The organism is Spirillospora albida (assembly GCF_000718255.1).
GTDB classification, from domain to species: Bacteria; Actinomycetota; Actinomycetes; order Streptosporangiales; family Streptosporangiaceae; genus Spirillospora; species Spirillospora albida.
Genome location: NZ_JOFJ01000010.1, coordinates 1 through 13,568 on the forward strand (window position 1 = coordinate 1; position 13,568 = coordinate 13,568).

Sequence of the window (13,568 nt, forward strand, 5' to 3'; positions counted from 1 at the left end):
CTTGAGGTCCACACCGAGTACCTGGACCGGCAGCAAGCAGCGTAGATCTGCCCGCAGATCACCATCAGTCAGCTGTCCGGAAAGCGCGGGGCCCCTCAGGGCGATGACCTTGCCCGCATGGGGTGGAACCGGCGTCGGCACGGCCTCGGCCAGGAAATCACCTGGTCAAGCCAGGTCAGCGGCGGCCATGTCAGGAAAGACCGCCTCTTTCGCGGCCTTCGCCAGCGCAGCCTGCGCCGTACCGGGGATTCCGATCCGGTTCCAGTGAAAGATCACATGCAGAGCGGTCACACTGCGGATTCCACGCGTCAGGTGGCCTCCGTCCCGCAGGGATTTCAGTTGTCCGCCCGCCCCTTCGAATGCAGTGAGCCAGTCGTTACCGATGTCTTCTGGCCGGGCTGCGCCAAGCAGGAGGTGGCGGACGTCGTCGGTGAAGGAGGTCCACATTGCGGGGTCGGGTGGTTCCCGACGTAGGACAGAGCGTTGCTCGGCGATTCGGGCCCACACGTCGCCTTGCTCTTCGAGTTCCAGGCCTGCGGCCCGCATGAGAGCGGTGCAGAGGATCAGTGATCGTTCTCTGCGGTCGGTGGGGGCGCCGTTGAGGAAGGCGAGCAGGTTGCGGCTGTCGGCGTGGAACAGTTCGTGTGCGGTGTCCATGCTGGCGTGGCCGCCGAAGGCGTGGATCTCGGGTTCGTAGATGTCGCTGGTCCAGGCGACGCCTTGGGTGAGCAGGGGGTGGACGGAGCAGTCGCCGCGGTTGCTTGTTTCGGTGCGTAGGTAGCGGATGCGCCAGCGGTCCTTGCGGATGAAGAACCAAGAGGTGATGAGGCCGTCCGCCTCGGCGTCGGGGAGGACTGAGCCCAGATGGGCGACGGCTTGGCGTTCGCGCTCCTGGGGGTCCTGGCTGGGGAAGTCGATGTTCACCTGCGTCCAGGAGGTTTCCGGGGAGGTTTCGTCCATGCTCTGGCCTTTCGTCAGCACAGCAGGAGGCAGGCGTCCCAGGATGTGGCGATCCCAGTGGCGGTCAGGTTCGCACCGGCCGTTCCGTCGAGAAGGCCGGGTGGCTCGTCGGGTGCGGCGGTGGCTTGCCGGTGCAGGTCCAGCAGTCGAGGGACGGGAATCGGGCTGAGGGCGTCGGCGGCGATGCGCCGGCCAGCCGCCAGGAGGCCGCCGGTTCCGTGGCAGAGGCCGCGGCAGGTGAGGCGCGCCAACTGCTGGGGGTCGCTCATGCACGCCACGAAGGCCGTCTCGGCCTTCTTCTGGCGGTCGGTGTCCCCGAGGGCGCAGGCGGCGAGTTGTTGGGCGCGGGAGATGCCCGGGGTCCCGTAGCACCAGGATGGCTGCGACGGGTACGGCTGGCCCCCTGCGTCTTGGCGTAACTCGTCCAGGGTGGTGATCTGTGGCCACCATGCGTGGCCTTCATCGGTCTGGCGTTCCCAGTGGTCGAGCCACTGGCAGATGTGGGCGATCGCCGCTAGTTGCCCGTCGGTGTGGACTCCGTCGATCATTGTCAGTGCCATCAGGGCGAGGGGCCCGGTGATTCCATGGGCCATCCCGTGATTGCTGTGGCCTCCGGCGAGGCCGGGCTTGTTCCAGTGGGGACCGGTCGGGCACCACCAGCCGGGGAGTTCGTCGAGCGGCTCGGTGAGCCGGACCAGGTACGTCAGCACGTCGCGGAGCAGATCGACGGCGCCGATGCGGCGGAGGGCGACACCGAGTCCGGTAAGGCCGCGGATGAGGTCGAACTCGGCGTAAGCCGGGCGCCGGTGTTGGTCGATACGCCGGTGGGCGGCCTCCAGGCGCTGGCGTGTCACCGTCGCGGTACCTGCGGCGGCGACGGCCTTGGCGCGGGTGAGCCCCGGCTGGTCCGACGCGGCGAGGACGAACGCCAGGGCCGGAGCCCCGTAGTAGAGGCTGGCCCCGGTGGCGACGCTGACGCCTCCGGAGACGGCTTCCTGCAGCGCCGCGTAGGCGGCGTCCCAGTTGCCGGTTTCCAAGTGGTGAAGGGCAACGCCGGCGGCTCCCTCGGCGAGGTTCTGCTCCCTGCTCATGGGATGTCGGCCACGGTGTCTCGGTCATGGCGTCCGGTGTGGAGGTGGGTGTGGGCGATCGCGCGCGCCAGCCGTAGGCAGTGCTCCTCGGATGCGGTGTCGACGCCGATCATGCGGGCGTGGTGGAGGTGCAGCAGGTCCGCTAGCACCTGATCGGTGTCCAGCCCGTCCTGGTCGGCGCGGGCCCGATACGTGGCCAGCGTCCCCGCCAATGCTGAGCTGTCCGGGTCGTCGTCCGGGTAGGGCGTGCCGGCGCGGGCGAGCTGCGCGGGATCCAGGCGCGGTCCGCTGCGGTGCGGCACGTGGTTGACGAGCCAATGCAGGCCGTTGCCACCGGTGAACCTGTGAGCGATGTTGATCATTCCGGCGGCGGTAGCGGCCTCCCGGTTGCCTGACAGCCGCCCGAGGACGGTGCGGGAGTCAGCGGCAAAGACCTTCTCGGCTGCGATCAGGGTGGGCCCGCTTCCGTATCGGGTTTCAGGCCGGTAGGTCGCCAGGGTGTAGTCGACCACCAGTCCGTCGTCGTGCAGACGCTCCGCCCACTGGGCGAGGTCATGAGCGGCGCCCGCGAACTGGCTCCTATCGCGCAGCGGGATCCGTAGTCGCAGGTGGTGGGCCGGGTCGGGGTAGCGCAGGAACCACCATCCTGCGGGGAGGTCGGGGAGGCGGACGAGGATGTCGGTGAGGATGTCCGGGGATCGGCCGTACAGGCGGGCATCCAGCCACCGCGACCGTCCGGGCCGGTGCTGCAGAGTGCAGGCTGGACGGGCTGGTCGGGCCGGGCGCGGAGGTTGCTGCGGTGTCGCGGTGAGGGTGAGCAGGAGTTCGGCAGGTCTGCCACCGAACCAACCGGAGGGGCCGTCAGCTTCGGTGAGGGCGGCGCCTCCGTACCGGTGGAAATGGCTGCGCAGCACCGCCAGGTGGGCGGGCTCGTTCAGGTCCAGGCGCAGCCGCACATCGTCGAACCCGCGATCCTGGCTGATCAGGACCTCACGCGGCACCCTGTGCTGTTCGCGGTGTCGCTGCCAGGCGTCCTGCCATTGCGGCCATGACACAGCACGGCCGGGTAGTGCGGCCGCGGGGATGGTCCAGCGGGCCGGATGCAGGATGGCACGGCCTCGCCGGACCCTCGGCAGGAACGGCAGACCGCTGGCGTGCCCCCAATCGAACCTGGCGCACGGGGCCGTCCATGCCGTCCAGATCTCGGTCATGAACCGTACGAGCGGCTGCTGGGCAGTCGGCAACATCACGCAGTTGAGTAGGAGCGGCTCGACCGGCCGCCCAGTGGGGGCCGATACCAGCCACAGCCGCTCGCCGTCGCCGGCCACTGCTAGGTCCGCGACCGTCCAGTGAGGATCGGGGTGAAAGTCCCCGACCGGCAGCACGGGAAGCAGCTCGGGCGTGCGGGCCACGGTGGCCAAGCGGGCCTGGAGCGGAGGCGCGGACAACTGCACGATGTCCGCGCCGGGCATCGCGGTCGGAAGGCCCGCATAGACGTCGCGAAAGCGCTCCAGCTCGCCAGCGGTGAGTAGGTGCAGGAACCGTCCGGCCGCGACCCCGGCGTGTCGGGCACCGCTGGTCACGGTCAACGTGAACGCGCCCCGGTCGAGGTCGCGTGGTGTGTGCGCGGCGAGGGTGAACCGCAGTTCGGTGTGCGGTATCGGTGGCCGGGCATCGTCGCCGCGCAGCGCGGCGACGAGCTCGTCATCCAGCACGATGTCTGCGCAGCCGTCCAGGGCCGACCGCTGGGCGAGGTCGGCGAGCAACGCATCGCGGGTGGTGAATGCCGACATGTCGCGGTGGGATGAGCCGCGGTACCCGGCAGGGAATCCCAGGATGTTCACTACTTCGCGCAGCGGCACGGCGGCGCCAGGGCCCCACCGTTCGATGAACGCGCGGTGGTAGGCGGCCCAGCCGGGCAGGTGTGGCGCCACGGCGGTGAGCGTTCCGGCCGCGTCTTCGGCTGCGGCGACTACGGCTGGGGGCAGCGTCACCGAGCAGCCGACCCGCAGGTCGACTGCGGCCTGGCCGCCGGGCTCGGGTCTGTCCAGGTGGTGGGCCAGGTGTGGGGCCGGGTCGGTCACGGTCATCGGTGGCCGGATCGCCGACAGCAGCACCCCTGCGTTCACCAGCGCGGTCAGCAGCTGCTCCGCTTCGGCCGTACCGCCGGGGAGTGTGTCGGCCACCTTGGCGGCCAGGTCCCTAAAAGCGATCGCGGAGGCGGCCGTCTCGACCGCCACCCGTACCGGATCGGTCAGGGCGATCTCGACGTCCCAGATCCGGTCGTGCTCGGCGCGGGCGCACGGGAGCACCCACCGCCCGCCCCGGGCGTATCCGAGAGTGTTGGTCATCACCGAGACCGTGCGCAGGACCGGTAGATCCCGCTCGGCCTGCGCGGTGTACTTGGCGACGAAACGGTCATCGGGACGCGCCACGGCACGGTGCCGCCCGCTCCAGTGGACCGCTGCATACGGGCCGAATTCGACCGGCGCCACGCCGGCGAAATGGCCGAACGGGGTCGCGCGGGTCGTCCACCTCAGCAGATACCGGATCGTGGCCTCCACGATGCGCCGTAACCGGCGCGTCTGGACCGCCTCTCCGTCCAGAGCGCGGGTGACCTGGGCGGCCAAGTCGGGGGCGGCGGGAGTGACGGTGGCCGCGAACTCTGGCAGCGCCCACGCCTGCCGCAGCCACTGCAGCCACTGCGCGGGCTGGTCGGCGGTCAGGTCAGGCCAGGCGGGCAGAACCAGGTCATCGGGGTAGGCGGCGGCTCTGATCAGCGCCGCACCTGTCGCTTGGAACATGGGTCGCTCACCGCCCCGGAAGGTTGGAAGGAGGGTGGTCGCGCACGGGTGCCGGGCCCGGCCCCGTGCGCAAAGAGCCGGGCCCGGCGGGGGTCAGCGCACGCCGCCGATGTCGGCGTTGGTGGTGCAGGCGTTCGAGCCGGTGTTGCCCGAACCGCAGTTGTCGTCGGTGCTGGTGGCGTGGCCGCTCCCGGTGTCCCCGGAGTCGACCAGGCGGACGTCCAGCGTGTACTCGTCGTCGCCCATCAGGAAGGTTCCCTTCTCATCGAGAGCTGGCGGTGGGGAAGGTAAGGACGATGCGGCTGTGCCGCTTGTCCAGGACGGTCCCGTCCGGCAAATCGCCGGTGGGAGTGCGAGCGGGCAGGATCTGCAGGGCCGGAGACGGACTACCGGCGTCCAGCCACGCGCGCATGTGCTCGACCATCCGCCCGGCCGCCGCGGCGGCCTCGGGCCCGTGGGCGTATGCGCCGAGATCAAACTTCCTATCGGTCCAGCGCAGCGCCGACCGGTAGGAGAACGTGCCCTCATCGAGGGTGGCGGGGGCTCCGAATCGCCACGACGGCGCGACGATTCCGGACTCGACGGCCGCCTCCTGCGCCGTCAGAATCACAAACTCGCCTGCCTCGCATGTGAGTCGGGTGGCCAGCCAGAGGTCCAGGTCGGCCAGCACGGTGCGGGGCGGCAGGCTCACGCCAGCCCACGCTTCCTGGCGGGGCTGGGTGAGGATGTCGGCGAGGACGTCGGGGGCGGTCTGCTGCCCCTCATCGAGCCTCAGGTGGACGCCGTCGGCGATGTCGACGTAACGCATTTGGTGGGCGCCCTCGCCCTGCACTGAGACGAACCCGCACTGGCGGTGGCTGTGGCTGACCAGGTGGTCTTCTGATCGCCGCAGCGCCCACGATCGGGTCATCCCGAACGTGCGTAGGGGGACGACGAGCACACCATTACCAGCGAGCTGCTCCCGCCACGCGGGCGGGATGTCCCACGCCCCTGCGGTGACGATGACCAGGTCGAAGCGGCGGCTCGGCTCGACCGGGTGCTCGGCGTCCGCGCACACGACGGTGACGTCGTTGTAGCCCGCCTTCTTCAGGCATGCGGTCGCCCGATCGGTGACCTCGGGGTCGATGTCAATGGTCGTGACCGACCCCGCCGGGCCAACGATCTCGGCCAGTAGTGAGGCGTTGTAGCCGCCACTGCCGATTTCCAGGACATCGCGGCCCTCCAAGCCCCCGAGTGCGTCGGAGGCCTGACCGAGCATCTCCGCGATCAGGTATGGCGCCGACACCGAGCTGGTGGCCTCATCGCCGTGTCGGTTGGTAATGACCGCGGTGTTCTCGTATGCCTTCTCCAGCGGGACGCCCGGGGTGAACACCTCGCGTGGAACCGTCCGCATCGCCCGTTCCACCTCGGCGGGCATCGTCAGGCCCTTGGCTTCGTGGTCGGCGATGATCGTGTCGACCAGGGCGTTGCGGAGCTCCTCTGCCCGGTCCGCGCGGCTCGCGGTGTCCACACTCACAACGCGCCTCCGGGGGTGGGTGCGACCCGGTCTAGGGACGGGGCACTCTGCGATGTCATCGCGGAAAAGCCTCCTTGAAATGTCTGGTTCGTCGGAGTCGGTCGGCCGGGATGGGCCGAGCCGGACGGGGGCCAATTCAGGTCTGGCGAGCTTGCTTGATCGCCGTAAGTGATATCAAGACTGCTCTCAGTGAATCCCTGTCCTGCCCCTGGTGGTGCAGGATCAAGTTCATAGGGGCCGTCCTGGCTTCGATCGATGGTCGTCGTGCGGTCACCATTAGTGAACCGGTGGCAGGCGCCACACCTCCAGGGGAAGACTGGAGGTGGGCAGGGGAGGAAATCCTCCCTACGTCGTCGGAAGGTGCATCGCAGTGACCCCCGGCAGCAAGGAGATCGGGCGGCGCCTGCGCGCGGCCCGGGAGGCGCCGCCGCACTGGTCGCGTTCGGAGATGGCGCGCCGGTTACGGGCCGCCGCCGACCCTGACGAGCGCGTCCGCCTGCCGCACGTGGCGAGCCTGGTCGACCAGATCAAACAGTGGGAGGCAGGCAAGTGGGCGCCGTCCGCCCGGTACCGCGAGCTGTACGTTCGCGCAACCGCCCGCACCTGGGACGAGCTGTTCGGCGCGGAGACCGACGCTCAGACTTCCCCGAATTTTGGTGACGCCCATCCCTTGTCCCTGCTGGTGTCGCCCCCATCCGCGGAGGCCGAGTCTTCCCGCCCGCTGGCGGTTGAGGGGGTCGAAGCGCTGCTCAGCAGGCTTTACCGGCTCGACGACGAGTTCGGCGGAAACGAGCTGTGCCATGTCATCGAAGGGCACGTCACTGCGGCCTTCCGGCTGTTCAACGATACGGCCCTCAAGCTCCGAACTCAGCGGCGGCTTCTGACGGCAGTAGCAGGGTTAACCCAGATGGCAGGGTGGCTGTCGATCGACGCCACCCGACATGGAGACGCCTCCCGCTACCTGTCCGCGACGGTGTACGCCGCGCACGAGACCGACGACCTGGGCTTGGCCTCACACGCCATGGGATACATGAGCCTGCACGCCTTCTACCGCGACAGGCCCCAACGGGCGCGCGCCTTGGCCGAAGCCGCCCTCAGCCTCGCCCGCGCCGAAGCGACCCCTCGCACCCGCGCCGCGCTGCACAACCGAGCGGCACGCGCGCACGCCCGGCTAGGAGACGTCAACACAGCCCGCGAGCAGCTCGACCTCGCCGCCACAGAGCACGCCCGTGACGACCCCCATGACGAGCCTCAATGGACGGCCTACGTCAGCGAAGTCGAGATCGTGGCTCAGCGCGGCGCGTGCCTGCTGGACCTGGCACTTCAGGAGTTGCTCTCACCTGCTGAGGCTGTCGCTGCGCTTACGAACGCGCTTCACCTCGCCGAGACCACCACGCCGGACCACGCCCGCGACATCGCGCACTACAAGACCCGACTTGCCACTGCTCATCTGCTCCAGGACGAACCGGAGCAGGCGGCCCGTGTGGCGGGCGAAGCGTACGACCTCGCATCGCGGATCGGGTCGGCGCGCATAGACGAACGGTTCGACGAGCTGGTCTCACGGATGCAGCCCTACGACGTCCCAGAGGTGCAGGCGTTGGTGGACCGCGTCACGATCGGCTGACGTCGAGCACCGCCCGGATAACGGCTCCGGTGTCGGCGAGGGATTCAAGGACGAGTTCCGCGCCGGCTGCCCGCAGATCGTTTGCGCTGCTCGCCCCGGAGGCGACCGCCACCACGCGGGCGCCCCCTTGGTGGCCGGCGAGCACATCGTTCGGAGTGTCGCCGACCAAGACCGTGGTGGAGGCGTCGAACGTCTCGCCGTACCGGCGCTCCGCGCGCGCCTGGGCGAGCTTCACCAGAGGCGGCCGCTCGGCGTCATCCAGGCCATACGCGCCGATCTTGAAATCAACGAACTCATCCAGCCCGAACACGGCCAGCTTGCACACGGCGATCGGGCGCATGTTGCCGGTCAGCACGGACTGAATCACGTCGCTCCGGCTGTCGAGCGCCTCAACTGCGGCACGTGCCCCCGGCAGAATCTGGCCGCGCGTCCTGATGTCGTCCTGCCGCGCCGAGAACGCTTCGGCCAGCGTCTCGGCGAAGGTCTTCATGATCTCATCGGTGGGGTCGATACCGTGGAGCCGCAGGGTTTCGGCAGTGATCGCGAGGTCTGTGCGCCCGGTCATGTCTGCGAGCTTCTCTAGAGGGCGCCCGGTGACCCGGCGGAAGACCTCGCCATAGATCTCGTTGCTGAGTTCACCGATGCTGATCAGCGTGTGGTCTATGTCCCAGAGCACCAACGTTCGCACAAACGAATCGTATGTCCACCTCGCGCCCTCACAACCAGACCCCTGAGACAGGATCGGCTCATGTGCGCCAGGCACCGTTCGGGCCCGTTCGCGAGCCCGTCCCAGTCGATGACGTCGGCTTCTCACCACTCCGGGTGCCGCAGCTTGCTCTGCAAATTTCAGACATGCCGCACCGGCGAAAACAGCCCGGTGGGCATGACGTCCCCTAGCAAGGGCTGGGGAAGTGCGCCGTGGCCTTTGCCGGTTCCGCTCGGCGGTCATGGCGCGAAGTATTACCACCCACATCAGTGGCCACTATCTGGCGTCTCCTGTGCTTCCCCAAGGCGCCGATGCGAGCTCTGTCAGCGGTCATGCCAGCGCCTCCCAGCAGACCGCGGGGAGGAATTCCTCCCCTGAGCCTCGCTCATCCTCCCCTTTTCTCCTGGTGTCCGCACTCATTTGACTTGAACTCCAAGGTTCTCCGCCGAACGAGAAGAGTGCGCGACCGTGTCCCCTTCATTCGCCCTTACTTGGGGTGCGCCGTCACCGTGGACTTCTGAGATCGACCGCGCCCAGACGGTTCGCGTGTCACTCGAACCCGTTCACGGAATCGCGCCACGTTCGTCCCAGCCCGTTTCTCCGGCGGTCTCCGATCGCGGTGGCGGGAGAGGGGTCCACACCGGCCCCCCGCCACCGTACGCACAGGCTCGCCCGCGGCCAGGTCGCCGGGTTCTTGACGGGCTGGAGTTGGTGGATCCCAAGGAGCGCGGCCACGCGGTCGCTCCATACATGTGGTGTCCCGAACTCGCCCTTGTTGCGCCAGCGGTCGATGTCGAGGCTCCTGCCGGGTCGGAAGGAAGGTCCGGTGACCGGTGACGTGGACTTCGGTGTCCGGCCTGGTGAGGATCAGGTGCGCGAACCGTCCGAGGATGCGCGCAGGCACGCCGGCGAACTGACCTATCGCCTGGCCTCCCGAGGGCTGCGTGCGTCGGCGGCGGAGCTGCTGGGGAAGCCTGCGGATGCGATGGCGGTTTCCGCGCAGCGGGTGGACGTCCACCCTTACGTGGGCCGGCTGGTGGTGCTTCTGCCGGGGCCCGGCGATACGAGCGAGTTGTACTGGCATTGGCAGCGGCCTTTCCGGGGGCGCCGGTGGATCGGAGCGCGCTGGTTCCAGGCTTTCGCTCCGGCCGCCAAGCCGGAGGAGGCTGCCGATGCCGTTGCCAGGGCGATCGATATCGACGTGCGCGAGCGTGCCCGTTCGGCGCATGTCGGCGTCGAGTCGGGCAGAGGTGACTGCGAGTTGGAGGAGCAGTTCCTCACCCGTCTGGGGCGGCCCCTGCATCTGCTGGTCTACCGAACCTTGGCGCTGCTGGACTCGGTGGAGCGGGAGGTGGAGGACATTGTCCTGCTGCACGAGCTGTTCAAGATCGATCACCTGACGACGCGGACGCTGAGGGGGCTGGAGCGGCAGGCGGTTCTGGGTGGTGCAACGGCGCGGCAGGTGAATGAGCCGCTGACGCTGGCCAAGGTGATGCGCCAGGCGGTCGCGCAGATCGAGCACTACCGGAGGGTGCGGGTCCAGGTGCCGCCCCCGGATGTGGATGTGGACCTGCCCGGATATGCCGGGCCGGAGATCACGCTGCTGCTGGCTGAGCTGGTGGAGAACGCCACCAAGTTCTCCCCGCCCGATGCCCAGGTCCAGATGACGGCGGTTCCGGCGCCGTCGGGGGTGAGCATCGAGATCACCGACCGTGGACTGCCGATATCGGCCGACGCCTATGCGGCGCTGAACCGGCTGCTGGCCGACCCGGACACCGTCAGTGTCCGCGACCAGATCATCGCGGGGCCGATCGGGCTGCTGGTGGTGTCCAGGCTGGCGCAGCGCCACGGGATCCAGGTGAGTCTGCACCCGGTCGTACCGGAAGGCACGCGGGCCGTGGTCGCCCTCCCGGCCGCCCTGCTCAAGGGACCTCGGCCCACCACACCGCAGTCGGCCACTCCGGCCAGGGCCGCCGGCCTTGCCGCGCAACCGCTCCGCCCCGTTGCCTTACTGCCTCTGGCATCGACAGCGCCGTCACAGCTTGCCCTGCCGAGGAGCGCGGTTACGTCGCCGACCGAGCCCCCGGGGCCGGTCGGCATCGCTGCTCCGCCCGGAGCCGACAGCACTAGCGGGATGCCCGAGCTTCCCCAGCGTCGTCGGGGGCAGGGCCCGCAGAGGTCGGTAGCCGACGTTGCGGCTGGCGCCGAGGGCGGCCAGCAGGCCGCGACGGGGTCGAGGGCCGGTCAAGGCCAGGGGCTGCAGCGCGAGGACGGCCCTAACCGGGGGCCAGTCCCGAGCCTGTTGGCCGACTTCGCCGGTGCGGGCCGCCCTCGCAACCCCACGAAGTATCCGGCCGACCATGGCCCCGCAGACTCTGCTTCCCCAAGCTCCGGGACCACCGTTCCTCCGGCCGACCCGCCTGCCGGTGATCCGACGGATTAGCCCCCGCGACCACCACCCATCCGGCTGATCGGCAGCTCCCAGCCGCATCCGCCGACCTCGACCAGGAGATGCTCAAATGACGATCCCTACGACTTCTGCCGCGTTGAGTTCCACCGCTCTCGCCGGGTCCGGCGTGGCCAGTGCACCGGCCAGCGCATCGCGCGAAGGTCTGGGGTGGCTGCTGGAGGACTTCCGCGCCCAGGTACCCGGTATCAAGGGCGCGTTCCTGGTGCCGCGGGACGGGCTGGTGCTCGCGGCCGTGGGTCTGACCACGGATGAAGCCGACCATGCCGCAGCGGTGGCCGCTGCGCTGTACTCCGCCGGTGGAGCCGCCGGAAAGATCACTTCCCCGCCCGTCGGCGAGGTCCAGCAGATCATCGTCCAGCACGACGCCCAATACCTGATCTTGATGAACACCCCCGACCAACACCCCGACGCCCCGGCGCACGCCACCGAGGCCGGGACGGGTCGGCCTGCGGTGGTCGGGTGCGTTCTGGGCGTGCTGGCCGGGCCCGACGCGCAGACTGGACTGGTCGCGGACGGGATGGCCATGTTGATCGCGAGCGTCGCCCGGCACCTGGTCACCGCGACCCGCACTCCCCGCGCAGACACCCCGGCACCTCAAGTCCCCAGTACCGAATCCGAGGCCAGCGCGGGACTGCGAGACGCAGGTTCCAACGATGAGCACTGACGCCCACAGCGCCGCCCAACCCGAAGGCCAGCCGTCTGCGGCGGCTTGCGTGCCCTGGGTCGATCAGGACGTGCAGCAGGTCCGGCCCTACGTGGTGGTCCCCGATGGCCGCGCCTGCCCCCGGTACCAGATGCGGCTGGACACAGTACTGACCGCGACCCACACCACCGCAGGCGCGGCTCCGGGCACTACCCAGGCAGGGGCCTTGCCACCTGAGGCCGCACACGCCCTGAGGCTGTGCCGGGCGGGCGGCTGCTCGGTCGCCGAGATCGCCGCCACCATCGGCCAGCCCATCCTGGTCACCAAGACGCTCCTGTCGGACCTGATCGACACAGGCGCGCTGGTCATCGCACAACCCGCCGCGCCGCCCGACCCCGACCCCGACACCGGGCGCCCGAGTGCCCACCTGCTGCAGGCGCTGCTGGAAGGGCTGGAAGCTCATGACTTCGCCGTCGCCTGAACTGGAGCACTCGGCCCGTCGGCTGGCGCTGAAGATTCTCATCGCCGGCGGATTCGGTGCCGGGAAGACGACCATGGTCGGCGCGATCAGCGAGATCCCGCCGCTGACCACCGAGGAACGGCTGACCGCCGCCGGTGCGCACGTCGACTCGCTGGCCGGCGTGGACGGAAAGACCACCACCACGGTGACCCTGGACTTCGGCCGCCGCACGCTCACCAAGCCGCTGCCGATGACGCTGTTCTTGTTCGGCACCCCCGGCCAGAACCGGTTCGACTTCATGTGGGACGAACTGGCCCACAACGCGGTCGGCGGCGTGGTGCTGGCCGACACCCGCCGCTTGGCCGACGCCTTCCCCGCACTGGACTTCTTCGAGCAGCGCGATGTCCCGTTCGTCGTGGCGGTCAACCAGTTCGACAACGCCGCCCACCGCTACCCGGCGGAGGCGGTCCGCCAGGCCCTGGACTTGCCCGCCGATGTGCCGGTGGCGGACTGCGACGCCCGCGATGCCCGCTCGGTGATCAACGTGCTGATCATCCTGGTCCGCCATGCCTTGTCCGCCCGCACCTGACCTCACACCCCGTTGCTTTGGGAGCCCACCCGTGCCTTACGACACCCCCGCCGATACCGGCGCCGAGACAGAACTTCAGCAGCGGATCCAGTTGCTGACCGACCTGGGCCTGGGCCAGGCGACCGAGCGGTTCGATGCCTTCGCCGCCGATCTGGCCACCGCCTTCGCCGCCCAGCTCGGCGTAGGCGCCGAGGTCCCCTATGCCATGGTCAACCTGGTCACCAGCGAGCAGCAGTTCATCGGCCTGCACTGCCCGGACGGCAAGCCCCGGGTCGGGCGGACCATGCGGCGCGACCACGGCTACTGCCCCGAGGTCGTCCAACGCCGCAACGCCCTGGTGCTGCCCGACGTGTACGCCCACCCACGCTTCGCCGCCAACGCGGTCGTCGATTTGATCGGGATCCGTACCTACGCCGGTGCCCCGCTCATCCACCAGGACACCGGCCAACTCCTGGGGACCGTCTGCATCGTCGGCACCACCGGGCTGCCGCTGTCCACTGGAGAACCCTCTCGCGTACTCATCAGAGACCACGCGCAACAGCTGATGAAGCTCATCGACGGCGACGCCAGCCGCAGCACCGGACGCAGCGCCGACTACCAGGGCTGCTGACCAGGCGGCCGACAAGGCGGCTGAGACAAGGCGGCTGAGTAGGCCGCGGCGATGACGTCTGCCGGATCCGACCGTCCGGCAGTGGCCCCACGAAT

General features: G+C 69.3%; 12 protein-coding genes. 6 read left to right on the forward strand and 6 right to left on the reverse strand.

Annotation, left to right across the window (positions count from 1 at the left end; translation table 11 throughout):
• Nucleotides 1-165: 165 nt before the first annotated feature.
• The 5 genes from IE99_RS0114730 to fxlM all read right to left on the reverse strand — a co-directional run bounded on the left by IE99_RS0114730 (nt 166) and on the right by fxlM (nt 6,365).
• Nucleotides 166-960: a thiopeptide-type bacteriocin biosynthesis protein gene (locus IE99_RS0114730; protein WP_030169923.1), complete on the reverse strand. Its 795-nt coding sequence runs from the start codon at nt 958-960 to the stop codon at nt 166-168.
• A gap of 14 nt (nt 961-974) precedes the next feature.
• Nucleotides 975-2,051 carry a lanthionine synthetase C family protein gene (locus tag IE99_RS0114735; RefSeq protein ID WP_030169926.1) on the reverse strand — a complete coding sequence of 359 codons (1,077 nt, stop codon included), beginning with the start codon at nt 2,049-2,051 and terminating at the stop codon, nt 975-977.
• Nucleotides 2,048-4,855, reverse strand: coding sequence for a lantibiotic dehydratase (locus IE99_RS0114740; protein WP_030169929.1), 2,808 nt, complete (start codon nt 4,853-4,855; stop codon nt 2,048-2,050). The genes IE99_RS0114735 and IE99_RS0114740 overlap by 4 nt, the downstream gene beginning before the upstream one ends.
• Nucleotides 4,856-4,948: 93 nt before the next feature.
• The gene (locus tag IE99_RS31175) at nt 4,949-5,101 is read right to left on the reverse strand and encodes an FxLD family lanthipeptide (RefSeq protein WP_084219503.1); all 153 of its coding nucleotides are present in this window, start codon (nt 5,099-5,101) and stop codon (nt 4,949-4,951) included.
• 16 nt (nt 5,102-5,117) lie between these two features.
• Nucleotides 5,118-6,365: a methyltransferase, FxLD system gene (gene fxlM, locus IE99_RS0114750; RefSeq protein WP_157610326.1), complete on the reverse strand. Its 1,248-nt coding sequence runs from the start codon at nt 6,363-6,365 to the stop codon at nt 5,118-5,120.
• 376 nt (nt 6,366-6,741) lie between these two features.
• Between fxlM and IE99_RS30315 the strand changes: the two genes are divergently transcribed.
• Nucleotides 6,742-7,995 carry an NsdA family TPR-like regulatory protein gene (locus tag IE99_RS30315; protein ID WP_051712520.1) on the forward strand — a complete coding sequence of 418 codons (1,254 nt, stop codon included), beginning with the start codon at nt 6,742-6,744 and terminating at the stop codon, nt 7,993-7,995.
• Here the strand turns inward: IE99_RS30315 and IE99_RS0114760 are convergent.
• The gene (locus IE99_RS0114760; protein ID WP_030169936.1) at nt 7,982-8,683 is read right to left on the reverse strand and encodes an HAD family hydrolase; all 702 of its coding nucleotides are present in this window, start codon (nt 8,681-8,683) and stop codon (nt 7,982-7,984) included. The genes IE99_RS30315 and IE99_RS0114760 overlap by 14 nt on opposite strands.
• A gap of 844 nt (nt 8,684-9,527) precedes the next feature.
• Here IE99_RS0114760 and IE99_RS30320 point away from each other — a divergent pair.
• The 5 genes from IE99_RS30320 (at nt 9,528) to IE99_RS0114785 (ending at nt 13,473) form a co-directional block, all read left to right on the forward strand.
• Complete coding sequence (locus tag IE99_RS30320) at nt 9,528-11,144, forward strand: ATP-binding protein (protein WP_051712521.1); 1,617 nt, start codon at nt 9,528-9,530, stop codon at nt 11,142-11,144.
• A gap of 76 nt (nt 11,145-11,220) precedes the next feature.
• Nucleotides 11,221-11,835 carry a roadblock/LC7 domain-containing protein gene (locus IE99_RS0114770; protein ID WP_030169940.1) on the forward strand — a complete coding sequence of 205 codons (615 nt, stop codon included), beginning with the start codon at nt 11,221-11,223 and terminating at the stop codon, nt 11,833-11,835.
• Nucleotides 11,825-12,295: a DUF742 domain-containing protein gene (locus IE99_RS0114775; protein ID WP_051712522.1), complete on the forward strand. Its 471-nt coding sequence runs from the start codon at nt 11,825-11,827 to the stop codon at nt 12,293-12,295. The genes IE99_RS0114770 and IE99_RS0114775 overlap by 11 nt, the downstream gene beginning before the upstream one ends.
• Nucleotides 12,276-12,863, forward strand: a complete 588-nt coding sequence (locus tag IE99_RS0114780) for a GTP-binding protein (RefSeq protein WP_037559443.1) — start codon at nt 12,276-12,278, stop codon at nt 12,861-12,863. Before IE99_RS0114775 ends, IE99_RS0114780 begins: the two co-directional genes overlap by 20 nt.
• Before the next feature lie 31 nt (nt 12,864-12,894).
• Entirely contained in the window at nt 12,895-13,473 is a 579-nt protein-coding gene (locus tag IE99_RS0114785) for a GAF domain-containing protein (protein ID WP_030169948.1), read from the forward strand.
• Nucleotides 13,474-13,568 lie beyond the last annotated feature (95 nt).